We start from the raw sequence: 25,317 nt of genomic DNA on the forward strand, positions 1-25,317 counted from the left end.
ATTTAAAAAGTAGTCCCGGGCAGACTCGAACTGCCGACCCCTACATTATCAGTGTAGTACTCTAACCAGCTGAGCTACGAGACTCTGTTTTACTTAAAATTTATTATTTGAACTAACAGCAAGAGTAATTGAACTTTAAAATTCAGATCCTTTAGATAAACATCTTTTTTCCCCATCGTGTATTACTACTAACAATTGGGGCTCTAGAAAGGAGGTGTTCCAGCCGCACCTTCCGGTACGGCTACCTTGTTACGACTTAGCCCTAGTTACCAGTTTTACCCTAGGCAGCTCCTTGCGGTCACCGACTTCAGGCACCCCCAGCTTCCATGGCTTGACGGGCGGTGTGTACAAGGCCCGGGAACGTATTCACCGGATCATGGCTGATATCCGATTACTAGCGATTCCAGCTTCACGGAGTCGAGTTGCAGACTCCGATCCGAACTGTGACCGGTTTTATAGATTCGCTCCTGGTCGCCCAGTGGCTGCTCTCTGTACCGGCCATTGTAGCACGTGTGTAGCCCAAGGCGTAAGGGCCGTGATGATTTGACGTCATCCCCACCTTCCTCACAGTTTGCACTGGCAGTCTTGTTAGAGTTCCCGACTTGACTCGCTGGCAACTAACAACAGGGGTTGCGCTCGTTATAGGACTTAACCTGACACCTCACGGCACGAGCTGACGACAACCATGCAGCACCTTGTAAATTGTCTTGCGAAAGATCTGTTTCCAAACCGGTCAATCTACATTTAAGCCTTGGTAAGGTTCCTCGCGTATCATCGAATTAAACCACATGCTCCACCGCTTGTGCGGGCCCCCGTCAATTCCTTTGAGTTTCATTCTTGCGAACGTACTCCCCAGGTGGGATACTTATCACTTTCGCTTAGCCACTGAAATTGCTTCCAACAGCTAGTATCCATCGTTTACGGCGTGGACTACCAGGGTATCTAATCCTGTTCGCTACCCACGCTTTCGTCCATCAGCGTCAATCAATTAGTAGTAACCTGCCTTCGCAATTGGTATTCCATGTAATCTCTAAGCATTTCACCGCTACACTACATATTCTAGTTACTTCCTAATAATTCAAGTCTAACAGTATCAATGGCCGTTCCACCGTTGAGCGATGGGCTTTCACCACTGACTTATTAAACCGCCTACGGACCCTTTAAACCCAATGATTCCGGATAACGCTTGGATCCTCCGTATTACCGCGGCTGCTGGCACGGAGTTAGCCGATCCTTATTCTTACGATACCGTCAAGCTCCTTCACGAAGGAGTGTTTCTTCTCGTATAAAAGCAGTTTACAATCCATAGGACCGTCATCCTGCACGCGGCATGGCTGGATCAGGCTTGCGCCCATTGTCCAATATTCCTCACTGCTGCCTCCCGTAGGAGTCTGGTCCGTGTCTCAGTACCAGTGTGGGGGATCTCCCTCTCAGGACCCCTACCCATCGTAGCCTTGGTAAGCCGTTACCTTACCAACTAGCTAATGGGACGCATGCTCATCTTTTACCGTTGTGACTTTAATATAATCCTGATGCCAGGGCTATATACTATGAGGTATTAATCCAAATTTCTCTGGGCTATCCCTCTGTAAAAGGTAGATTGCATACGCGTTACGCACCCGTGCGCCGGTCTCTAGTTCCGAAGAACTATACCCCTCGACTTGCATGTGTTAAGCCTGCCGCTAGCGTTCATCCTGAGCCAGGATCAAACTCTTCATCGTATATTGTTTGTCTTAATTACTTAAGACTAATTATTATTCGACGTTTTCTCTATCGGTTTTTCAAATCTCTCGATTCCATTACTCTTATTCTTTTGTTCTAACATCTCTGTTAAAACGGCTGTCAATTCAATATGTCTACGAACGTGTTTCTTTTTCATTATCGCTTGTTTCTCAAAGCGGGTGCAAAAGTAGAAAACTTATTTCAAACCGGCAAATGTTTTTTGAAGTTTTTTTTAAGAAAATTTACTTTCCTTTTTCCTTCCTAAACCTTACCAATCTCTCAATGAACTTTCCGTGTTTTGCGGGGTGCAAATGTAACTTCTGTTTTTAAATCTCACAAGCTTTTCTTAATCTTTTTTTGAAAATAAATTTTCAGTTTGATTCGTAATGCTTGTCAGTATTTTAAAGAACGTCTGTCGCTGTTGCGGGTGCAAAAGTAGACCCTTTATTTACATTTACAAGCCTTTTTATTATATATTTTCAATGTTTTTTATAAGTAACTGGTTGGATGGTTTTTACAAGGCGAAGTTTTTTTGATCTTTGGCTGCTTTTGTTGGCTTTTGCCTGTTTTGGGTGGTTTTAATGAGTTTTGCCACGAAGGCGCGAAGGCGCGAAGGTTTCTTTTTTTGTTGGCTTTGTTTTGAAAAAGTCGCAAAGTTGGGGGTTTTACTGTTTTTTTTTAATCGCGCAATCCCGATAGTTATCGGGAGCTAAGTCGCAAAGTTTATTCTTTTGGGGCTGTTTCTTTCTTCTTATTACTAATGTTTATTCTCAAAACTACTGCCCTAGCACCGATGGGAGGGAAAATCCTTTTGTGTCCGCCGCGGCGGACACAAAAGATTGGAAGGACAGCGGGATTAAGCTCCTTATTAAAACTAAATTCCAAATTTTAAAAATTCCAAATTCCAAGCTTTTGTTGCTTCGACTCACTCAGCAGGACAAAGTTGCTTTTCCTTAATATACATATAGAAATAAACCCGGCAGAATTTAGGAAACTGCCGGGTTCATTAAATCTTACCTTATATATAGGAAAGTTATTTTTTATTGAGTGTCTTTGCTCTTGCTTCCCAATGATTCATTAGATCGTCATAGTTTACAGGATTTGCAGATTTTTGATTTGACAAGCGACCGGATTCGAAGGCACGTAACAAAATTGTTTCAATTAAATAGTCTTCGTTGACTTCGTAGGGTTTGTATTCGGTTTTTAGACTAATGTCGAATAAATTGGCTGTTGTGTTGGATACAAAGGCTTTGAAACCGCTTTTTAGGGTTTTGATTAATTCATAGGTTGTAATGCCGGTTTGTCTGTGAACAAGCTTAACCAGAATTTGACCTTGCTTTCGGGAAAGCTTTTTAAGCCTTGCTTCGAATTCATTATTAAGGTAGTCTTCTACTATTTTAAAGTATTTTTTCTTTTCGCGGTTGGTTTTCAAACGTGCCATTCCGTTATTTAGAGCCGTCAATCGATCTGCGGCAAGTTTTGCGTAGGGATACACTTTATAAACCCTGTTTTGAAGGATTAAAAATTGCTTTTGCGCTTCGGGATCGAGTTTTTCTTTCGAAATAATAATCTCGGGCAATTGAATTGTATCGTTTAAAATAGAGTCTTGCTCGGTTAATATATAACCCATTTGTTGGTTTTCTTTGGGCGTAACCTGAGCCTGACTTGTTAACGAAATCAATATCAAGAATAAAATGCAGTAGGTGAATCTCATTGAATCATAATTTAAGTGTAAAATTATATATTTATATACAACTCTAATACCAAATTTATAATTTAGCAAAAAAATATTTTTATGAGCACAGAATCTATCTTAAAAGATACCTCGATTGCTTTCCTGGAAAGCTACCTAAATAATGCCTCTCCTACCGGATATGAAAGCGAAGGGCAAAAACTTTGGATGAATTATTTAAAACCTTATGTAGATACTTTTATAACGGATACTTACGGAACTGCTGTGGGGGTTATTAATCCTGATGCGCCCTTTAAGGTTGTTATCGAAGGTCATGCCGATGAAATCTCGTGGTACGTGAATTATATTACTGATGATGGTTTATTATATGTTATTAGAAATGGTGGATCAGATCATCAGATCGCCCCATCAAAGAGGGTTCATATTCATACTAAAAAAGGTATTGTAAAAGGTGTTTTTGGCTGGCCGGCAATTCACACACGTTTGCGCGACAAGGAAGAAGCTCCAAAAATCAGCAATATTTTTATTGATTTGGGTTGCGAAACGAAAGAACAAGTTTTGGAAATGGGTGTACATGTTGGTTGTGTGATTACTTATCCTGACGAATTTATGATCTTAAACGAAAATAAATTTGTCTGTCGTGCTATTGACAACAGAATGGGCGGATTTATGATTGCTGAAGTAGCCCGCTTACTTCATGAAAACAAAAAAACACTTCCGTTTGGTTTGTATATAGTGAATTCTGTTCAGGAAGAAATTGGTCTTCGTGGTGCCGAAATGATCGCTCAGACTATTAAACCTAATGTTGCCATTGTTACTGATGTTTGTCATGATACCACTACACCAATGATTGATAAAAAAGTAGAGGGTGATCTAAAAATGGGGAAAGGCCCTGTTATTGCTTATGCTCCGGCGGTACAAAATAAATTACGTGATCTGATTGTTGATACTGCCGAAGAGAATAAAATTCCGTTTCAACGTCATGCTACTTCACGTGCAACAGGAACTGACACTGATGCTTTTGCTTATAGTAATGGTGGAGTTGCATCGGCACTGATTTCTTTACCCCTTCGTTATATGCATACTACAGTAGAAATGGTTCACAGAGAAGATGTTGAAAATGTGATTCAGTTAATTTATGAATCATTACTGAAAATTGAAAACAATGAAACTTTTTCTTATTTTAAATAAGAACTGATTAAAAACGCAAATTCGGTTATTAATAATAGCTGAATTTGCAAATATAAAACTGCATGAAGATATTATTACTCGAAGACGATTTTACTTTATCTAAAGAAATCTCAGCGTTCTTTACTACAAAAGGATTCGAGTGTTTCCCATATTATGATGGTTCTTTATTATTAAAAAAGTATTTTCCTTACGATTATGATTTAATCATCCTTGATATCAATGTTCCTGGTATTAACGGAATTGAAGTTTGCAAAGGTATTCGTGAAGTTGATAAAAAAACACCTATCATTATGTTAACTGCTTTTAGCGAAATTGACGATAAATTATCTTCTTTTGATAATGGCGCAGATGATTATTTGGTAAAACCTTTTCATTTTAAAGAGTTGTATGCCCGAATTTCATCTTTGCTAAGGCGAAAAGAAATTCCGCAACAAACAGAGAAAAAAATAACTATTCAGGATTTAGAAATTCTGGAGGATGATATGAAAGTTTTCCGTGCAGGCGAAGAGATCAAACTGACGCCAAAGGAATTTAAACTCATTTTGATTTTGGCTCTAGCCAAAGGAAAAGTATTATCGAAGCAGTTTATAGCCGAAAAACTTTGGGATTATCATATCGAAACGAATCAGAATACAATTGAGGTTTACATTAATTTTTTGAGAAAAAAAATAGATAAAGACCATGAAACAAAACTTATTCGGACCAAGGTGGGTTACGGATATTATTTGAGCGAAAACGAATGACATTAAAAAATCGGATATCACTTTTAGTAAGTTTATTATTTACAATCCTTTTTGGGTTGGCTTCTACTTTGATATTTGTTTTATATTCTAATTTCAGAAAAGATGAATTCAGGGATCGTCTTGAAATTAAAGCACTTTCGAACATTAAACTTTTGGTAAATGTTAAAGAAATAGACAATCAGCTTTTGAAGATGATTGACCAAAATTCGATTAATAAACTGTATGACGAGAAAACATTAGTCTTTGATTCTAATTATAAACTTATCTATAGTAGTATTGATGATGCTAAAATTAAATGGTCGATTGATGATTTAAAATATTTAAAAAAGAATAAGACGTTTTTTAAAAAACAAGGAAACTATGAGGTTTATGGTGTTTTTTACGATACTAAAGACAAGGATTTTTATGCCTTAATATCAGCAACAGATAATTTTGGTCAACGAAGATTGCTTTTTTTGCGATATACTCTGGTGGTGTCCTATATTCTTTTTACTTGTATTTGTTGGGTAATTACCTCTATTACAGTAAAAAAATTAATGAGTCCCTTAAATGCTTTCCATCAAAAAATAAAAAATATAAACGAGAATAATCTTGATACCCGTGTAGCATCAAAAAGCAATAAAGATGAAATTGATTTGATTGCGAACGAATTCAATTTTATGATGGACAGGATTGAAATCTCGTACCAAAGGCAAAAAGAATTTACTGCACATGCTTCTCACGAACTTAGAACTCCGCTATCCAGAATTACTTCGCAAATAGAAAATGTAATTGCTGATACTAAAACAAGCAATGAGAGAAAGAGTTTTTTGATCAATATTTTATCTGATGTAAATCAATTAACGGAATTGATTAATTCACTTTTGATTTTATCCAAAATAGACAATAAAAAACATGAAAATAATGAACTACATCGTATGGATGAAATTTTATTTTCGGCTATTGAAAATTTAAATAAAAGCTATCCTGAATTTGTAATTTTATTTGAAATAGAAGAAAATGACGATCTGGATACTGCATTAGAAATAAACGGGAATAAAAACTTATTAGAAATTGCTATAAGCAATGTTCTTAAAAATGCTTGCGTATACTCTGACAACAAGCAAGCTAAAGTTATTATTAGCACTCAGGACAATAACTTAATCATTTCTATTTTAAACACTGGAGACACGCTAAGCGAAAACGAACAAAAACTTCTTTTTCAGCCTTTTATGCGTGGCAAAAATTCAAAAGGAACCTCGGGCTTTGGCCTTGGTTTGCGTATTGTGCAGCGTATCTTAACACTACATAAAGCAACCATAACCTACAGTGTTCCAGCCAAAAACACGAATTTATTTCAATTAATTTTTCATTTGTAAATTATTTTTAAGGTTTTTTTAAGGTAGATTTTAAGGTGTCTTAAAGTCTGGCGCTATCATCTTTGTATAATTAAAAATAATACAATGAGAAAACTCTGTGCATTCCTACTTGTGCTTTTTGGTCCGGTAGTTTTGGCTCAAAAAACAGTCACCCTTCAAGACTGTGAAAGCCAATTTCTTAAAAACAATCTTTTTTTGTTGGCATCTCAATATAACATCGATGCATCGAAAGCATTAACAATTCAGGCCAGGATTTGGGATAATCCTTCCCTTACAGCAGAATTGAATGCTTACAATCCCGAAAGGAATCAATATTTTGATATTGGCAAACAAGGACAAAAGGCATTTGGCATTGAACAGCTCATTTATTTAGGCGGAAAAAAACGCAACGAAATAAAATTGGCTCAAACCAATGAAAAATTAGCCGAATTACAGTTTAATGATTTATTAAGAACTTTAAAACTGCAACTACGAAAGAGCTTTTTTACAGTATACTACAACAAAAAAAGTCTTGAAACTACAGACAATCAACTTGCTCATATTGAGGATTTGATTAACTCTTATTCTGTTCAGGTACAAAAAGGAAATATTCCTTTAAGAGATCTTGTTCGTTTACAATCGCTGTATTTGAATTTTAAAAATGAACGTATGGAAGTTATTAATGAAAATATAGAAGAAGAAGCAAACTTAAAACTATTGTTGAATTCGACTGAAAGTATTGTTCCTGATATTTCTAAAGAAGAATTTAATAAATATCTGGTAACAATTCCGTTTGATCTTAAAACTTTTCAGGATGAAGCAATTGCCAATCGTCCGGATTATTTAGCAAAGCAAAAGGATATTGAATCAAACGAAATCAACGTAAAGTGGCAAAAATCTCTTTCGATTCCGGATATAACGGTTGGTGCCAATTACGATCAACGAAGCGGAGCTTTTAACAAAGAAGCTAATTTGACTCTTGGGATTCCGTTGCCTCTTTGGAACAAAAACAAAGGAAATATCAAGTATGCTCAAACCATTTTAGAACAATCAAAAATTGAAAAACAAAATTTTAACCTGCAATTGCAAACCGAAATTACGTCGGCATGGAACAAATGGGATGAATCCCGCAAAAACTATGTGGTGATAAAACCTACTGTTAATTCAGACTTCGAAGCAGTTTACAACGGAATCCTGACCAACTTTCAAAAACGAAATATCAGTCTACTGGAATTTACTGATTTTATGGAAAGTTATAATCAGGCTTCTATTCAAATAAATGAATTGAAGAAAAAAGTAGTGCTTTCTGGCGAAGAATTAAATAGTACCATTAACAAAGATTTATTTTAAAACTAATCAAAATGAAATATAAACTAATTATAGGAATTGCTCTTGTGAGTTTATCGATAGCAAGCTGCAAAAAGGAAGTTGAAAATCCTGATACCAATACATCTTTTGCTTTAAGCGATTCTATGCTAAAGAACACTACTACAGCCGAAGCTCAAACACAGCCTGTAAAAAATGTTCTGAGTTTTTACGGAAAAATTACAGCTGATAATAATAAAATGATCGACGTTTACCCGCTTGTTGGCGGAAATGTGATCAAGGTAAATGTAGAACTTGGAGATTATGTACATAAAGGACAAGTTTTGGCTACTATAAAAAGTACTGATATTGCTGATTTCGAAAAACAGTCAATTGATGCTAAAAACGATTTATTAGTAGCTAAAAATCAAATGAAAGTGGCTCAGGAATTATTTGATGGTAAATTAAATTCTGAAAGTGATGTTCTTCAGGCAAAATCTGAAGTAAATAAAGCGCAATCTCAATTGAGTAAAATTCAGGAAACTTATAAAATTTACAATATCAAAGCAGGTTCAATATACGAAGTAACTGCGCCAATTAGTGGTTTTATCATTCAAAAAAGTATCAATCAGGATATGCTTTTGCGAAATGACCGTTCTGAAAATATATTTGATATTGCTGAGATTAGCGAAGTTTGGGCATTAGCGAATATTAATGAAATTGACATAAATAAAGTAAAATTGGGTATTGATGCTGATGTTACCACATTAAGTTATCCTGATAAAGTTTTTAAAGGAAAAGTGGATAAAATCTTCAACGTTATTGATCCGGAAACAAAAGCGATGCAAGCACGTATAAAATTGCAAAATCCGGAGTATATGCTAAAGCCTGATATGAATGCCAATATCAAATTATCTTATAATGAAGGAGAGTCAATGATATCCGTGCCTAGTAAAGCGATTGTTTTTGATAAAAGTAAAAACTTTGTAATGATTTTTAAAGATCGTAATAACATCGAAACCAGACAAGTCGAGGTTTACAGAGTAGTTGGAGATATTACATATATATCAAGTGGTTTAAAGGAGAACGAAAAAGTCATTACCAATAATCAGTTATTTATTTATCGCGCTTTAAACGAATAAGACATGAACAAATTCATAAGAAATATTATTGCTTTTTCGCTTAAGAATAAAGCATTTACCTTTTTTTGGGTAGGATTATTGGCTGTTGCAGGGTTTATTTCTTTCAAGAATATGCCTATTGACGCATTTCCTGACGTAACCAATACTCAAATCATCATCATTACACAATGGAACGGAAAAAGCGCCGAAGAAGTTGAGCGTTTTGTAACCTCACCAATCGAAATCTCGATGAACTCGGTTCAGAAAAAGACAAGTGTTCGCAGTATTACAATGTTTGGATTATCTGTTATTAAAATTATTTTTGATGATGGTGTCGATGATACTTTTGCACGTTTACAGGTCAATAACTTACTAAAAAATGTTTCACTTCCGGATGATGTAGAGCCGGATGTTCAGCCGCCTTACGGGCCAACCGGTGAAATTTTCAGATACATTGTAAAAAGTGACAGCAGAGACAGTAGAGAATTACTAACCTACCAAAAATGGGTGATCGACAAACAGCTTCGTTCTGTTCCCGGTGTTGCTGATTTGAATGTTTTTGGAGGGCAGACTAAAACATATGAAGTTGGTGTTGACCCAATTAAATTAGCAAAATACAATATCACTCCGCTTCAGGTTTATAATGCTGTAAACAGTGGTAATTTAAATGTTGGCGGTGATATTATCGAAAAAAACGGCCAGGCATTTGTAGTGCGTGGAGTTGGACTTTTAAAATCGATTCAGGATATTGAAAATATTATTGTTGATGATGCGAATGGAAACCCAATTTTAGTAAAAAATCTGGCTTCGGTTTACGAAAGTGCCATGCCTAGAGTAGGACAAACAGGATTAGGCAAAAATGATGATGTTGTTGAAGGTATTATTGTAATGCGAAAAGGCGAAAATCCTCAGGAAACATTAGCTCTGATTAAAGCGAAAATAGAAGATCTAAACGATAATATTCTTCCTAAGGACATTAAGCTGGTTACTTTTTATGATCGTGATAATTTAATGAATTTCACGACAGAAACTGTAATGCATAATTTATTTGAAGGGATTATTCTGGTTACCTGCGTTGTGTTCCTATTTATGGCCGACTGGAGGACTACTTTTACCGTTTCGATTGTTATTCCGCTCTCTTTATTATTTGCCTTTTTATGTTTAAAAATGATGGGAATGAGCGCCAACTTATTGAGTTTGGGTGCGGTCGATTTCGGGATTATTATTGATGGTGCCGTAGTTATGGTCGAAGGATTATTTGTGGTATTAGATCAAAGGGCGCATCAATTAGGAATGACGGCGTATAATAAAATCGCCAAGGGAAGTTTGATTAAGAAAACCGGAGCCGAAATGGGTAAAGCCATCTTCTTTTCTAAACTTATTATTATTACTGCCTTATTACCTATATTCTCATTTCAGAAAGTAGAAGGAAAAATGTTCTCTCCCCTAGCCTATACATTAGGTTTTGCTTTAATGGGCGCATTACTTTTTACCCTGACTTTAGTTCCTGTTTTATCTCATATCCTTTTAAATAAAAATGTAAAAGAAAAAAACAATCCTTTTGTTAATTTCTGGGATCGAATTGTAGGTAAAAGTTTCGCCTGGACTTTTAAGCATAAAATACAAACCCTACTTGGTTCCATTTCACTTTTGGCAGTAGTTTTCTTTTCGGCTACTTTTTTAGGAACAGAATTTTTACCTCAATTAAATGAAGGAGCTTTATGGGTTACAGCAGAATTACCAATGAGCACTTCATTGCCTGAAAGTGTAAAAACAGCTGCAATAATTCGAAAAGATCTCGAAAGTTTTCCGGAAGTAAAAAATGTTTTATCGCAAACCGGAAGAAGTAATGACGGAACCGACCCTAATGGATTTGGTTTTATACAGCTTCAGGTTGATTTAAAACCAAAATCAGAATGGAAACGAAAAATTAGCATGGATGATTTAATTAATGAAATGGATGAGAAATTACGCGTTCATCAAGGAATTACTTATAATTATTCCCAACCTGTAATCGACAACGTAGCCGAATCTGTTGCAGGATTTAAAGCCTCGAATGCTGTTAAAATTTACGGAGACGATCTGGATAAATTAGACGAGTTATCAAACGAAGTTTTAGCACAAATAAAAAACATTCCTGGTATAAAAGATGCCGGAATTTTACGAAATGTTGGTCAGCCTGAAATTAGTGTTGTATTAGACAGAGATAAAATGGCGGCTTACGGAGTAACATTAAGTGATGCGCAGGCAGTTTTAGAATTAGCTTTTGGAGGAAAAACAGCAACAGAAAAATATGAAGACGATAAAAAGTTTGATGTCAGAGTTCGTTTTTCTAAGGAATATCGTAAAGATGAAAATGATATTGCCGAACTTAAGGTTCCAACTATTAGTGGAATTAAAATTCCGTTAAAAGAAATCTCTGATTTAAAAACCATAACGGGACCGGCATTTATCTACAGAGATAATACCAAACGTTTTATTGGAGTAAAATTTTCCGTTCGTGATCGTGATTTAGGAAGTACTATTGCAGAAGCACAGGCAAAAGTGGCTAAAATGAAACTACCAACTGGGTATACTGTGGGATGGACAGGAGAATTTGAAAATCAGGTTCGTGCTAGTGCGCGTTTGGCTCAGGTTGTTCCTATAAGCTTAATTGGGATATTTGTTCTCTTATTTATTTTGTTTGGAAATATTAAAGATTCCTTGCTTGTTCTGGCGAATGTTCCTTTTGCGATTATTGGAGGAATTATTGCTCTGCATCTGACCAGAATGAATTTCGGAATTTCTGCAGGAGTTGGTTTTATCGCCTTGCTGGGAATTTGTATTCAAAACGGAGTTATTCTAATATCTGAATTTCATCATAATTTAAAAGCAAAATTCACTCTTGAAGAGTCTATATTTATGGGTGTAAAAGCCCGAACAAGAGCCGTAGTAATGACTGCTCTTATGGCGTCTATTGGTTTAATGCCTGCAGCAATTTCAACAGGAATTGGATCTGAGTCTCAAAAACCATTAGCAATTGTTATTATCGGAGGATTGATAACTGCAACGGTTTTAACCCTTTTGGTTTTCCCAATTATATTTTGGGTATTCAACCGTAAAAAACATATTCCAATCGAATAAAGAAATTGAAGATAGATTAATTGGTTAAATTAATTTGATTAGGTTTTGAACGAGAAAGCATCATTATATTTAATGGTGCTTTTTTAATTTTACTAAATATTACTTCATTATCTTGCGTGCTATTTTTATTACATATAAAACCTTATGAAGTATATTTATTTTTTATTGAGCATTTTTTTTATTTCGCTGCTTGCCTCTGTTATCAACCCAAAAGAAGGTTTTACTTGCTTTCTGGAAGTAATTCCTGCTATTATTGGATTTTTAATTTTAGCTTTCACTTTCAAAAAATTTAGGTTTACCAATTTTACTTATACTTTAATACTCATTCATTGTATCATTCTGTTCGTTGGCGGACATTATACGTATGCCGAAGTTCCGTTTTTTGATTACATCAAAGAAGTTTTTCATCAAAGCAGAAACAATTATGATAAAGTAGGTCATTTTGCCCAAGGACTGGTTCCCGCAATGATCATAAGAGAATTATTTATTCGAAAACAGGTAATCCAGAATAAAAGCTTTTTCAACTTTATTATAGTATCTATTTGTCTTGCTATAAGTGCAGCATATGAATTTATCGAATGGTTTGTATCTATAGCAACCGGAGATGGTGGTGATGCTTTTTTAGGTACACAAGGATATGTTTGGGATACACAATCGGATATGTTATTTGCTACAATTGGAGCAATTGTGGGATTGATTCTATTTTCAAAAATACAAGATAAACAAATTCAAAAAATAGACTTTTAAGAATCTTCTGTTTTTTAAGGAGCTATTCCCGCTGTCCTTCCAAATCTTTTGTGGTGAACCCCACCACAAAAGGATTTTCCCTCCCATCGGGGCTAAAAAGGTATCCAAATAAAAAACGACCTTCTGCTCAAGGAAGGTCGTTTTGTATACTAACTCAAAAACTCTATTTAAACTTTTATTTTACCTCTTTCAAGATGGCGATAGCCTCAGTTGCATTTGATAATTGTGCATATTTCAAAGCAGTAAATCCTTTTTCGTTTCTAACAGAAGCATTTGCTCCGCTTGCCAATAAAACTCTTAAAATATCTACCTTATTATAACGTGCAGCTATCATCAAAGGTGATAAATCTTCGGATATTTCGTTTACGTCAGCTCCGTATTCTATTAATTTTTTAACAAATTCAAGATCTCCCTTACCTACTGCCACGTTTAGTGGAGTTGAGAAACTGTGTACGATTTCCATTTGTGGTTGTACAAATGATGATTGATTTGAAGCCATTGAAACATTTGCAAATGCAACTAAAGCTACTCCTAAATAAATGATTGAATTTTTCATAATGATTGATTGTTAATTGTTGATTGATTAATGATGATTTTTAATTTCTATGTAAATGTAATTCTAATTCCTGTATTATGCATAACAAGGTACTATGTTTTAACTAATTCTTAACATTTAGATAACAAATGTCGTTTAAGCTTAAAATTTATGTTATCTCTTTTAAAGCTTCTGTATATATAGACGCGATCTTGTTCAAAATGTTACAGTAAAAATGAAAAATTATCAAAAAAAAATTAAAATGACTTTTCATTTGAGAATACACTGATCCAAAAATGAAAAAAAGCATCAGTATAACTGATGCTTTTTTCTAGTCTTATTTTGCATTTTTTAAAATTGCAATAGCTTCAGTTGCTTTTGCGTACTCTGCGAAATTTATTGCTCTTAAACCTTTTTCATTCTCGATTCTGGGATTAGCTCCGTTAGCCAATAAAACTTTAATGATTTCAAATTTATTAAAACGGGCTGCCAACATTAAAGGTGACATATCTCTAACCAACTTATTTACATTGGTTCCGTATTCAATTAATTTTTTAACCTTTTCAATATCTCCCTCACATACGGCGTAATGTAGAGATGATACTTCATCAGCAGGAGAATCGATTGGATCTTTTACTAATTGCTTGATATTCGATGCTTTTGACACTTGTGTAGAGATAGCAATGGCTATACCTAAAATAATTACTGATTTTTTCATGTTGATTGATTGATTTTATGATTGATGTAAAAATTAAATTAATGCTTAAATGTCATTCTTAATTTTTTTGATTACTATAGTAGTCGCCGAAACAATCAAATATGTTACACACAAATGCAAAAAATTATAAATAAAAAAAGTGCAACTCAGAGAAACCCTTCATTGCACTTCTATTTACTACTCTACTATATTTGTTCTAAATTGAACTTTTCAGTGAAAATTTACACAAAAGAAAATGCCTTGCTATTAGTATAACAAGGCAGTTTTATTTTTAAAAGTTTACGGTTAAATAAGCCCGAAAACTATTCTTTAGTACTTAAATACTCTATTACGTTTTTCTCAATACGCTGATCAATATTAGCAATATCTGCCTTAACGAATTTTTCTCCTAAAATATTTTCATACAATTCAATATATCTTTCAGAAACTGATTCGATATAAGCGTCTGTCATCTCCGGAATTTGTTGTCCGTCCTGCCCTTGAAAACCATTTTCGATCAACCAACGACGAACGAATTCTTTTGATAACTGTTTTTGTTCTTCTCCTTTATCTTGTCTTTCCTGATATCCATCGGCATAAAAATAACGAGAAGAATCCGGTGTATGAATTTCATCAATTAAAACAATAACACCCTCTTTCGTTTTTCCGAATTCGTATTTAGTATCTACCAAAATCAATCCGCGTTCAGCAGCAATTTCAGTTCCTCTTTGAAACAAATCACGAGTGTATTTTTCTAAAACAATATAATCTTCTTCTGTAACAATTCCTTTAGCCAAAATGTCTTCACGAGAAATATCTTCATCATGAGAACCGTTGTCTGCTTTTGTAGTTGGTGTAATAATTGGTTCAGGAAACTTATCATTTTCCTTCAAACCTTCTGCCATAGTTACACCACAAATTTTTCTTTTTCCGGCGGCGTACTCACGGGCAGCGTGTCCTGAAAGATAACCACGAATAACCATTTCTACTTTAAAAGGTTCGCATAAATGTCCAACAGCAACATTAGGATCCGGAGTTGCAATCAACCAGTTTGGTACAATATCCTCTGTCAATTCCATAAATCTTGTTGCAATCTGATTCAGAATTTGCCCTTTGTACGGAATACCTTTTGGTAAAACCACATCAAAAGCCGAAAGTCTGTCGGTTGCTACCATTACCAAAAGCTCATCATTGATGTTGTAAACTTCTCTAACTTTTCCACGGTAAACTGATTTCTGATCTGGAAAATTAAAATTTGTAGTTGTGATTGTATTGCTCATTATTACTAGTTGTGTTGTTTTTTATGAATGCAAATTTAAAACTAATTAAAAGAGCAAGCAAGTTTTTCAGTATTCAGTTTACAGTCGCAGTATTCAGTCTCGGTCTCAGTCTATTCTTTGTGCAAGCTTTGTCAAAGTTTTAAACCAAGATTGTAAGGTACTTGTTCTTAAACTTTCACAAAGTTTTTTCACTTGTAAACTTGTCATACATTGCCCGTGGTTTCAACCACGAGGTGCAATATTATTATGTTTCCTATTGTGTTCCCGTGGTTGAAACCACGGGCTATGTTTGAAGATAGAAATTAAAGTATGTTACAACTTTGTCATTTATGAAATGATAAAAATGCGTATACCAACTTTAAAATTAGACTTTTGCAAAAATTTTTTACAGTGTTGCTTTAAAACTTTGACAAAGCTTTACTGCAGTTTTCTAAACACTCTGTCAACTGCTTTTCACTGTGACTGAAAACTGTAAACTTACTTAAGAAGCGTCGAATTAAATAAATTCAAAATTCTGCTATATTCATCGATCCAGGAATAAGTTTCTTTAAAACCGTGAGATTCAACAGGGAAAGATGCCAGTGTCCAGTTCTTTTTCTGTAATTCTATAAAACGTTGCGACAAACGTACAATGTCTTTATATTCAACATTATCGTCTACCATTCCGTGTAACATTACCAGATTTCCTTTTAAATTATCTGCATAATAAATAGGAGAACTTTTTTTGAATGCTTCTGGATCTGTTTCCGGAAAATTTAGAATATTGCCTGTATATCCGTGATTATAATGTGCCCAATCTGTAACAGAACGTAATGCTGCCCCTGAAGCAAATTCGCCAGGAGTCGTCAGCATTCCCATTAGAGTAATAAATCCACCGTATGAACCTCCGTAAATCCCTACTCTATTGGCGTCAATTCCATATTTTTCTACTAATATTTTCTTTCCGTCAAGATGGTCAGATAAATCTTTTCCTCCCATAAAACGGTAAATTCCGGTTCTAAAATCACGTCCGTAACCGTCACTTCCTCTATAATCGATGTCCAGAACTGTATAACCTAAATCAGTCAACATGTTATGAAACATATATTCTCTGTAATAATTACTCCAATAATTGTGAGCATTTTGCAAATAACCTGCACCATGAACAAAAATCACAGCAGCTTTGTTTGCATTTTCTGATTTAGGCGTATACAATCTTGCATTTACAGGAGTTCCGTCTTGTGCTTTGAATGTAATTACTTCCGGTTCTCTCCATTTATAGGTTTTAAAACTTTCTGATACCGAAGAAGAAATTTGCTGTAAAGTTGTATTCTTTTTATTGTCGGCAACATAAAAATCCCAAGGAATATTTTTATACGAGTAACGAACCAAAAGTGATTTTTCATCTGGAGAAACTACTACTTCGTGTGCTCCGTCTTTTGTCAAAATTGGCTCTAAAGCTCCGCCGGTTGCTGCTAATTTATAAAAATTTCTATTTCCCGGATGTGTTGTATTTGTGGTTAAATAAAATGCCTTTTTATCTTTAGATAATGTTACATCACGAACTTCCCAATTACCACTGGTGAGTTGTGTTTTCTTACGTGATTTTATATTATAAGTATACAAATGCGAATATCCTGTAGCTTCAGACTGGAAATAAATCGTCTCGTTATCTGCCAGAAAACCTAAAACTCCAGAATCAAAAGAATAGGACGGAATTCCGGGACCAGCAATCCACGCATCATCATGCTGATGTTCAATTTCTTTAAAGGTTCCGTTTTCAAGATTTAGGCTTACCAACCATCTGTCTTTATTATCCTGACTTCTAATCTCTACAATTGCCAAAGATCCATCTTCGTTATAAACTGGAGCCTGACTTGTAATTAGTTTATCTTCTTTGGCTTTATTTTTTAAATTCTCATACGATTCATAATACTTTGGACTGTCCTGAATATGACTTAAAGTCGAAAAATTGACGTAATAAACCGTATCTTTTGCTACAGAATAAATTCCGAATTTCGTTTTTACCAAATTTGAGGTAGATACTTTTTCTTTGGTCTCTGGAGTTTGATTATAACCATCATCTGTTATAAAAACTTCCATTTTCTCTTTTTTTACATCCGATTCTTCTACTAAACTAAAAGTGGCAAAATTTCCGTTTGGATTTGCTTTAAGATTAAAAAAGTTGTCTTTTCCATAAAAATATTCTTTTGCAAAATCAGATTTTATGGCTTTACTTTTGGCAAGATTCCATTGTTTTTTAGCTTCCTTGTCTTTAATAAATTGAAACAACTCTTTTTGTTGTGTTTTCAAAAAAGAATCTTTCTCCAGAGTTTTCTCTTTTTTAGTTCCTTTGACAAAATTAGTTATTTGCAGAACCGTTCCTTCTTTAGTATTGTACTTGAAAATGTTATCATTTTGTTCAAAAAACAATATGTCGGCCGTCGCGCCCAATTCAAGATTAGAAACTGGAGTACTTTGCTGAATAATTTTCTTTATCGTTTTGGTAGTAATGCTATATGAATACAAACCTCCGTTATCTGTATAATAAACAATATCAGAATTTGGTTTTCTTTTAAAATCAATCTTCGAAAAAGCAGCTTCTTTAGGTTCGGCCAAAACAGGTTTTGCTGCTCCTTTTTGCCAGAAATAAGTACTTGCACCTAAATCATTAGTCGGATTCCATTCAAAATAAACCTTTTTACCATCAAGGGACCAGCGTCCGTTTGTGGGTTGATTTCCAATAAAAGATTCCCCTTTCATGATTTCTTCTAATTTCAAATTTTGGCTATAGCCTGTTATTGAAAAAACTAAAAAGGCAACGATAAAAATGTTTTTTGTCATGGTATTCGTTTTTTGAGAAAACAAAAATACACTTTGAAAATTACTAAAAAAGTTTTTTTGCCATTTGCTTGCGAAATCACTTGTAAAATTTTCATTTCATAAAAAAATCCCTGAAGAATTAACTTCAAGGATCTCTTTTTTATCAAAAGTCTAAAATTGTAATTTCGTCAATATCAAACTTCTTACTATTTATAAATTAGCTCGCGGCGAATTCTTTATTTAAAATTTTCGATGCAATATATTGTGCTACACCATCTTCTGCATTGGTTTTAATGACTTCTAGTTTTGGTAAAGTTTCCTTTAATAAATCAGGAGCATTTCCCATAATTAAACCTTTTCCTGATGCTGATAACATTTGAACATCATTGAAACCATCACCAAAAGAAACTGCCTGATCAAGAGTAAATCCTTGTTTTTCAAGAACCCTTTCAATCGCAACCGCTTTGTCAATAGATTTGTCCATAAATTCTAAACAAGTTGGTAAGCTAAAAGCATGATGCAGATATTCTGAAGAATGGGCTAAAATATCATCTTTTAATTTCACTAATTTTTCATGATTATCACAGGAGAAGAAAATTTTAATTGCTCCAAAATCTTCCAGATTTTTATAATCAACCAATTCAGGATGATATTTCAAGTCAGCCTGAAAAGCATTTAATTTTTCGCTCCATTTGTTGGTTTGCCAAACATTTTCCTTAAATAAAACAACTGTAATTTCAGGATCGATTTCGACATTTAATGCTGCTTTTACCACGTCACTGTCTAAGTTAAAAGCAAAAAGTTCTTCTTTTTCTGGTGAATGAATTCTGGCTCCGTTTGAACTTACCAAATAAACCGGAATTTCAAGAGTTTCGATAATTGCCATTGCATCAAGATGATGACGTCCTGTAGCCACTACAATAAGATAATTTTGATTGTGAAGTTCCTGAAAAATTGATTTCGTATAATCTGATATTCTGTGTTGAGGGTTGAGTAAAGTTCCGTCAAGGTCACTTACTACAACTTTTATATTTTTTAATTTTGTCATATTAAAGATCAAGTATTTATGATGTGCAAATTTAAGGCTTTACTCACAGAAGAGCAAAGATTATAAGCCGTAAAAACCCGAAAAGAGCGAAGTTTATTATTTATTTAACTATTTCATCAAATAGTAAATTATAGTTAATTTAAACTTTTATAATTCCGGATTTGTATAAATTTAATGCTTTTCTAATGACTATTTCAATTTGTTCCAAAGGCAAATCTTCATCAATATCCAATAACATAATTTTCATTCTAGAACGATTTTCCTGAATTAAAAACGATTCATCGAAATGTTTTCCTTCAACGATTGCTAAATACGGCTGTTTGAATTTCTTGTGTGTCCATAAATAGCAAAACATTTTTCCTTTATAACAAAAAAACGGCATTCCGTATTTTAGAACGTTAGTAATGTCCTGATCTTGTTTTAGAATAATTTCTTTTAATGCCAAAAATATGCCTTTTGTGGGCTCTTCTTGTTTAAAGTAGAAATCATCTAGTTGTTTCATTACATTTATTTGTAAATTCCAATATTTAAAAAATTCCAAATTCCAATCACAATACTAGCAAAAATTACGCTCAAAAAAACTTAATTACTTCCCTTTGCGGGGCTTCAACTTCGCTCAGTGTGACAATTGAACATCAAAACTAATTCAAAAAAAATATTCGTTTTCCACATTTCTATAAAAGATGATGCAGAAAACGAATACTAATAAATGTCAAAACACATTTTACGATTTACATTTGACATTCTATAAATTAATCGTGATTTTCTATTTGTTTATAAGCATCAATTACCTTTTTCACTAATCTGTGACGTACGATATCTTTATCATCCAGATAAATAATCCCAATTCCGTCAACGTCTTTCAGAACCAAAATCGCTTCTTTCAGACCTGAAATAGTTCTGCGTGGTAAATCGACCTGTCCGGGATCACCCGTAATCATGAATTTTGCATTTTTTCCCATACGGGTCAAAAACATTTTCATTTGAGAGTGTGTGGTATTTTGAGCTTCATCCAGAATTACAAAGGCATTATCCAGCGTACGACCACGCATAAATGCCAATGGCGCAATTTGAATAATTCCTTTTAAAATGTAATCTTCGAGCTTTTCGTTGGGTAACATATCGCGTAAAGCATCATAAAGAGGCTGCATGTACGGATCTAATTTTTCTTTCATATCGCCGGGTAAAAAACCAAGATTTTCTCCTGCCTCTACCGCCGGGCGTGTTAATATGATCCTTTTTACTTCTTTTTCTTTAAGCGCTTTTACCGCCATTGCAACACCAGTGTACGTTTTTCCGGTTCCGGCAGGACCTACAGCAAATACCATATCATTTTTTTTGATGGTATCTACCAGTAACTGCTGGTTAGGTGTCATGGCTTTTATTATTTTACCGCCAACTCCATGAACTAATATTTTGTCATGATCGTATGATTTTCTTTCATCCTGACCATCACTCATTATTACGCGTTCAATTACATTATCGTCAATGTTGTTGTATCGGGTAAAATGAAGCATAAGCCTCTGAAATCTTTTTTCGAATTCATCTAAAACTTCTTTTTCGCCAAATGCTTTCAAAGTGGTACCTCTCGCAACGATTTTAAGCTTTGGGTAATACTTTTTAATTATTTCAAGATGAGTGTCTTGAGCGCCCCAAAAGTCTTTTGGAGCGATGTCTATGAGCTCGATAATTCTTTCGTTCAAATGAGTTAATTTTAAATTAAAAATAAATCAGTTTTATAATCTGTGGTTGTCGGGTGTTTTATCTTAAAATTACCGTTTTTAATAGCGGTAACATTTTTAAAATCATTTTTGTTAAAATACTGAAAACTGAAACTGAAAACGGTGACTACTTTATATTTTATCGCAATTTGTCTTTTCTTTCTTTCAATTTGATTTTAGTATTCTTAGATTTGCATTTCTCAAATTTAATGAAAATTAGATTTAAATACTACCAATAGTTATAAACAAAATTATGTCAATAATTACCCTTACTACCGATTACGGCTTAAAGGATCACTTTGTGGGTTCGCTTAAGGGTAAGATTTTATCTGAGTATTCAGAAGTTACAATTGTTGACATTTCGCATGACGTCGATCCGTTTAACACTGCAGAAGCAAGTTACATTGTTGGAGCTTCTTATTTGAGCTTTCCAAAAGGTACAGTGCATTTAATTGGAGTAGATATTGAACGTAATAAAGAGAATCAGCATATTGCCATGCAATGGAACGACCACTACTTTATTTGTGCAGATAACGGAATTCTAAGTATGCTTACGCAGAAAATCGTTCCGCAGAAAATTGTCGAAATCAATATTCATGATCGTTTTCCTATTGAATTCAGTGATTTGGATATTTTTATACAAGTGGCCTGTCATATTGCAAAAGGAGGTTTATTGAATGTTATTGGAAAAGAAATTTCAGCAATTAAAGAAATAACCGAATTGCAGGCTGTAGTTTCAAATGACGGAAATTCATTAAAAGGCTACGTAATTTACATCGATCACTTTGGGAATATTGTTACCAATATTTCGAGACAGCAATTTCTTGAAGTGGCTAAAGGCCGTCCGTATGAAATCGTAATGAAACCAAAAAACATCAAAACGATTCTACCTAATTATTCTGCAATTGCTACTTCGGATAAATATCCTATTAAAACTTATGAAGGCGAAAAACTAGCCATTTTTAACGAAGCCGGATTTCTCGAAATTGCCATTTTCAGGAGTAATCCTTCAAAAGTTGGTTCTGCAAATAGTCTTTTGGGATTGAATTATCGTGATGTTATTACGATTCAGTTCCTTTAAAATTTTAGATTTTAGATTGTAGATTTTAGATTTGATAATGCTGGAAATTTGGAATTTGGAATTTCACAATTCGAATTTTAAAATTTTATTAAAAAGAACAATCAATTTTGGTACTTTTGCGCGCGTATTGAAGATTTTTCAATCTAAAATCTAAAATCTAAAATTGTATACATGTTCGTTAGAATAGTAAAAATGAGTTTTCACGAAGAAAAAATTCCGGATTTTCTGGAGAATTTCGAAACTGTGAAAGACAAAATACGAAATGCAGAAGGAAATCGTTTTTTAGAATTGTATCAGGATAAAAATGATAAATGCATCTTTTTTACTTACAGTTATTGGGAAACTGAAGAAGATCTAGAGAATTATAGACAATCTGAGCTTTTTAATACTGTTTGGAGTTTTACAAAAAAGCTATTTAATGCAAAGCCTGAAGCGTGGAGTGTGGAAAAGTTAGTTTCTTTAGCTTAAAATTGTTTCAGGTTTCAGGTTTCAAGTTATATGCTGGATCTGAAAATCAGAACGATTTAACCGCAAAGGACGCAAAGAAAATATTTAAAAGGGTTAGAAAACACAAAGTTCGCAAAGCTGGAACTTGAAACAGTAGTAAACAAATAATATAAAAGGTTTAGAAACGAAAAGTTCAAAGTAAAGTAACTTGAAACCTGAAACAAGAAAAACTTGAAACAAAACATATGAAATCAATCATTTTACGAGAAATAAAATCCTTTTTTGGCTCTCCTATTGGCTATTTGGTCATTGCTATTTTCTTAATTAGCAACGGACTATTTTTATGGGTATTTGAAGGAGATTATAATATATTGAAAAGCGGTTATGCTGATCTGACTCCGTTTTTTACTTTGGCGCCATGGATTTTGATTTTCCTGATTCCGGCTGTTACGATGAGAAGTTTCTCTGATGAAAAAAAACAAGGAACATTAGAATTGCTATTGACTAAACCTTTATCAATTTGGGAAATCGTAAACGGGAAATTTTTAGGTTCTCTCCTATTGATTATTTTAGCAATTATTCCAACTTTTATATATGTGAAAGTAATTTCTGCTTTAGGTTCACCAGAACGAAACATCGATATGGGCAGCACAATTGGTTCTTATTTTGGTTTATTGTTTCTTATTGCGGCTTATTCAGCAATTGGGATCTTTACTTCTACCCTGTCTGAAAATCAAATTGTAGCATTTATTATTTCTGTTTTTCTGTGTTTTATCTTTTATTTTGGATTTGAAGGTTTAGCATCATTGATTCCCGGATCGTTTACTATCATTTCGGCATTAGGTATGCAGGATCATTTTAAAAGCATGAGCCGCGGCGTAATTGATACTCGTGATGTGATTTACTTTTTGAGTATCACTGTATTATTTCTGTCTTTTACCGTTTATCAATTAAAATCTTTTAAAGCGTAATGAAAACATCTACTCAACAAAATATCAAAACGTTAGGTATAACTGTTTTTGTTTTAATCGTTTTAAATGTTTTAGGAAGTTTATTTTTCCACCGATTTGATTTAACCAAAGACAAACGTTACACATTATCAGAAACCTCTTTGCAAATTGTAAAACAGGTTAAAAATCCCTTATCGATCAAGATTTATATGCAAGGCGATTTGCCGGCAGATTTTAAACGCTTACAACAAGAAACCAGACAATTACTGGAAGAATTTCAGGCCTACAATAGTAATATTGTTTTCGAATTTGTAAATCCTATGGAAAACGAAGACGAAAGCATGGCTGTTGTAAAATCTTTGTACCAAAAAGGCCTTACACCAATAAACATTACCGTTGACGATAAAGGAAAACAATCTCAGGCAATGGTTTTTCCGTGGGCAATTGCAGTTTACAACAATAAAGAAGTTAATATTCCTTTGTTGAAAAACATAATGGGCGCTTCGACTACGCAAAAAGTTATTGGATCTATTCAGCATTTAGAATATTCTATTGCAGATGCTATCAATAAAATTAGCAAAGACAGGCAAAAGAAAGTTGCCATTATAAAAGGTAACGGAGAGTTGAACGAAGTTCATATTGCTAAAATGCTAATGCAAATTCGAGAAAGCTACTACATTGGACCTTTTACTTTAGATTCGGTTACTAAAAATCCAACCGGAACTTTAGATGCCTTAAAAAAATACGATTTAGCGATTATTTCAAAACCAACCCAAAGTTTTTCTGATGAGGAAAAACAAGTTTTGGATCAGTTTATCATGAATGGTGGAAAAACTTTATGGCTTATCGATCAGGTTGCGGCCGATATGGACAGTTTATACAATCAATCCGGAGCAACTTTAGCTTACCCCAGAGATTTGAATCTGAATGATATGTTCTTTAAATACGGATTCAGAATTAATCCTGATCTGGTAAAAGATGAAAGAGCAAGTAAGTTAAAATTAGCTACCGGCGAGCAAGGAAGCGCTACACAATACCAGGAATTTATCTGGAAATTTGCTCCTGTTGTAACGCCAACCAGCAATAATCCGATAGTGAAAAATCTAGGGGAAATTAAATTTGATTTTGCCAGTCCGATTGACACTTTGAAAAACGGAATTAAAAAAACAGTTTTGTTGCAATCATCGCAATATTCGAAAGTAATTGGAACTCCAACGGAAATTACGCTGAATAGCGTAACCGAAAAAACTTCGCCTCAGGATTACATCAACACAGGAAACAAGCCACTTTCTGTTTTATTAGAAGGCTCTTTTCATTCGGCTTTCGAGAATCGTGTGTTGCCTTTTAAGGAAAATTCTTTTTTAGCAAAAGGAAAACCCAATAAAATGATTGTGATTGCCGATGGAGATTTGGCCAGAAATCAATTGGATAAAAACATGATGCCGGTAGAATTAGGTTACGATCAGCGTACAGGTATTTTATACGACAACAAAGATTTTATGATGAATTGTATCAATTATTTGCTGGATGATACGGGACTTATTAACATTAGAAGCAAAGATGTTAGTTTGCCTTTATTAGACGGAGACAAAGTTTACAAGAATTACAGCCTGACGCAATTCATAACTATCGGACTTCCAATTCTAATATTATTAGTTTTTGGATTGGCTTTTACTTACATCCGTAAAAGAAAATACAGTAAATAGATGTTAATAAAAAAATTGCGAAACTAAGATTGTTTACGATATATTTGTAAAACCTATCTTAGTTGAAG

Annotated in this window: 19 protein-coding genes, 1 tRNA gene and 1 rRNA gene; 11 read left to right on the forward strand and 10 right to left on the reverse strand. The window is 34.0% G+C overall.

All coding sequences use genetic code 11. From position 1 onward, the window contains the following. Window positions 1-10: 10 nt before the first annotated feature. From B0M43_RS18210 to B0M43_RS18220, 3 genes are all read right to left on the reverse strand, one after another. Window positions 11-84: transfer RNA gene (locus tag B0M43_RS18210), tRNA-Ile, on the reverse strand. A gap of 123 nt (window positions 85-207) precedes the next feature. Then, window positions 208-1,721, reverse strand: a 16S ribosomal RNA gene (locus B0M43_RS18215). A 1,034-nt stretch (window positions 1,722-2,755) separates the two neighbouring features. Beyond that, window positions 2,756-3,436 carry a DUF4294 domain-containing protein gene (locus B0M43_RS18220; RefSeq protein ID WP_078007620.1) on the reverse strand — a complete coding sequence of 227 codons (681 nt, stop codon included), beginning with the start codon at window positions 3,434-3,436 and terminating at the stop codon, window positions 2,756-2,758. Window positions 3,437-3,517: 81 nt separating this feature from the next. On the opposite strand from B0M43_RS18220, the gene B0M43_RS18225 reads away from it, so the two are divergent. The 7 genes from B0M43_RS18225 to B0M43_RS18255 all read left to right on the forward strand — a co-directional run bounded on the left by B0M43_RS18225 (window position 3,518) and on the right by B0M43_RS18255 (window position 12,982). Continuing rightward, window positions 3,518-4,606 carry a M42 family metallopeptidase gene (locus B0M43_RS18225; RefSeq protein WP_078007621.1) on the forward strand — a complete coding sequence of 363 codons (1,089 nt, stop codon included), beginning with the start codon at window positions 3,518-3,520 and terminating at the stop codon, window positions 4,604-4,606. Between the two features lie 62 nt (window positions 4,607-4,668). Next, window positions 4,669-5,349: a response regulator transcription factor gene (locus tag B0M43_RS18230; RefSeq protein WP_078007622.1), complete on the forward strand. Its 681-nt coding sequence runs from the start codon at window positions 4,669-4,671 to the stop codon at window positions 5,347-5,349. Beyond that, a complete protein-coding gene (locus B0M43_RS18235; RefSeq protein WP_078007623.1) occupies window positions 5,346-6,707 on the forward strand; it encodes a HAMP domain-containing sensor histidine kinase in 1,362 nt (453 codons plus the stop codon). Before B0M43_RS18230 ends, B0M43_RS18235 begins: the two co-directional genes overlap by 4 nt. An 84-nt stretch (window positions 6,708-6,791) precedes the next feature. Beyond that, on the forward strand, window positions 6,792-8,036 hold the full coding sequence (locus tag B0M43_RS18240) for a TolC family protein (RefSeq protein ID WP_078007624.1): 1,245 nt from the start codon (window positions 6,792-6,794) through the stop codon (window positions 8,034-8,036). Between the two features lie 11 nt (window positions 8,037-8,047). Continuing rightward, entirely contained in the window at window positions 8,048-9,133 is a 1,086-nt protein-coding gene (locus B0M43_RS18245; protein WP_078007625.1) for an efflux RND transporter periplasmic adaptor subunit, read from the forward strand. 3 nt (window positions 9,134-9,136) lie between these two features. Beyond that, a complete protein-coding gene (locus tag B0M43_RS18250) occupies window positions 9,137-12,235 on the forward strand; it encodes an efflux RND transporter permease subunit (protein ID WP_078007626.1) in 3,099 nt (1,032 codons plus the stop codon). Window positions 12,236-12,379: 144 nt separating this feature from the next. Then, window positions 12,380-12,982 carry a DUF2238 domain-containing protein gene (locus B0M43_RS18255; RefSeq protein ID WP_078007627.1) on the forward strand — a complete coding sequence of 201 codons (603 nt, stop codon included), beginning with the start codon at window positions 12,380-12,382 and terminating at the stop codon, window positions 12,980-12,982. A gap of 175 nt (window positions 12,983-13,157) precedes the next feature. Here B0M43_RS18255 and B0M43_RS18260 read toward each other — a convergent pair whose 3' ends face one another. The 7 genes from B0M43_RS18260 to B0M43_RS18290 all read right to left on the reverse strand — a co-directional run bounded on the left by B0M43_RS18260 (window position 13,158) and on the right by B0M43_RS18290 (window position 21,047). Continuing rightward, window positions 13,158-13,538, reverse strand: coding sequence for an ankyrin repeat domain-containing protein (locus B0M43_RS18260; protein WP_065448512.1), 381 nt, complete (start codon window positions 13,536-13,538; stop codon window positions 13,158-13,160). A 316-nt stretch (window positions 13,539-13,854) separates the two neighbouring features. Further along, on the reverse strand, window positions 13,855-14,235 hold the full coding sequence (locus B0M43_RS18265; RefSeq protein WP_078007628.1) for an ankyrin repeat domain-containing protein: 381 nt from the start codon (window positions 14,233-14,235) through the stop codon (window positions 13,855-13,857). Window positions 14,236-14,537: 302 nt separating this feature from the next. Next, window positions 14,538-15,494, reverse strand: a complete 957-nt coding sequence (locus B0M43_RS18270; RefSeq protein ID WP_078007629.1) for a phosphoribosylaminoimidazolesuccinocarboxamide synthase — start codon at window positions 15,492-15,494, stop codon at window positions 14,538-14,540. Window positions 15,495-15,971: 477 nt separating this feature from the next. Further along, on the reverse strand, window positions 15,972-18,317 hold the full coding sequence (locus tag B0M43_RS18275; RefSeq protein ID WP_078007630.1) for a prolyl oligopeptidase family serine peptidase: 2,346 nt from the start codon (window positions 18,315-18,317) through the stop codon (window positions 15,972-15,974). A 196-nt stretch (window positions 18,318-18,513) separates the two neighbouring features. Beyond that, the gene (locus tag B0M43_RS18280; protein ID WP_078007631.1) at window positions 18,514-19,344 is read right to left on the reverse strand and encodes a Cof-type HAD-IIB family hydrolase; all 831 of its coding nucleotides are present in this window, start codon (window positions 19,342-19,344) and stop codon (window positions 18,514-18,516) included. Between the two features lie 139 nt (window positions 19,345-19,483). After that, window positions 19,484-19,846 carry a DUF1801 domain-containing protein gene (locus B0M43_RS18285; RefSeq protein ID WP_078007632.1) on the reverse strand — a complete coding sequence of 121 codons (363 nt, stop codon included), beginning with the start codon at window positions 19,844-19,846 and terminating at the stop codon, window positions 19,484-19,486. A 250-nt stretch (window positions 19,847-20,096) separates the two neighbouring features. Next, window positions 20,097-21,047: a PhoH family protein gene (locus B0M43_RS18290; protein WP_042566466.1), complete on the reverse strand. Its 951-nt coding sequence runs from the start codon at window positions 21,045-21,047 to the stop codon at window positions 20,097-20,099. A gap of 271 nt (window positions 21,048-21,318) precedes the next feature. Here B0M43_RS18290 and B0M43_RS18295 point away from each other — a divergent pair, with 271 nt between their 5' ends. The 4 genes from B0M43_RS18295 (at window position 21,319) to gldG (ending at window position 25,249) form a co-directional block, all read left to right on the forward strand. Next, window positions 21,319-22,146 carry an S-adenosyl-l-methionine hydroxide adenosyltransferase family protein gene (locus B0M43_RS18295; RefSeq protein ID WP_078007633.1) on the forward strand — a complete coding sequence of 276 codons (828 nt, stop codon included), beginning with the start codon at window positions 21,319-21,321 and terminating at the stop codon, window positions 22,144-22,146. Between the two features lie 171 nt (window positions 22,147-22,317). Then, window positions 22,318-22,614 carry a putative quinol monooxygenase gene (locus B0M43_RS18300; protein ID WP_078007634.1) on the forward strand — a complete coding sequence of 99 codons (297 nt, stop codon included), beginning with the start codon at window positions 22,318-22,320 and terminating at the stop codon, window positions 22,612-22,614. A gap of 224 nt (window positions 22,615-22,838) precedes the next feature. Then, complete coding sequence (gene gldF, locus B0M43_RS18305; RefSeq protein ID WP_078007635.1) at window positions 22,839-23,564, forward strand: gliding motility-associated ABC transporter permease subunit GldF; 726 nt, start codon at window positions 22,839-22,841, stop codon at window positions 23,562-23,564. Next, window positions 23,564-25,249: a gliding motility-associated ABC transporter substrate-binding protein GldG gene (gene gldG / locus B0M43_RS18310; protein WP_078007636.1), complete on the forward strand. Its 1,686-nt coding sequence runs from the start codon at window positions 23,564-23,566 to the stop codon at window positions 25,247-25,249. Before gldF ends, gldG begins: the two co-directional genes overlap by 1 nt. Window positions 25,250-25,317: the final 68 nt, after the last annotated feature.

The sequence above is a fragment of the Flavobacterium sp. KBS0721 genome (assembly GCF_002007065.3).
GTDB lineage: Bacteria > Bacteroidota > Bacteroidia > Flavobacteriales > Flavobacteriaceae > Flavobacterium > Flavobacterium piscis.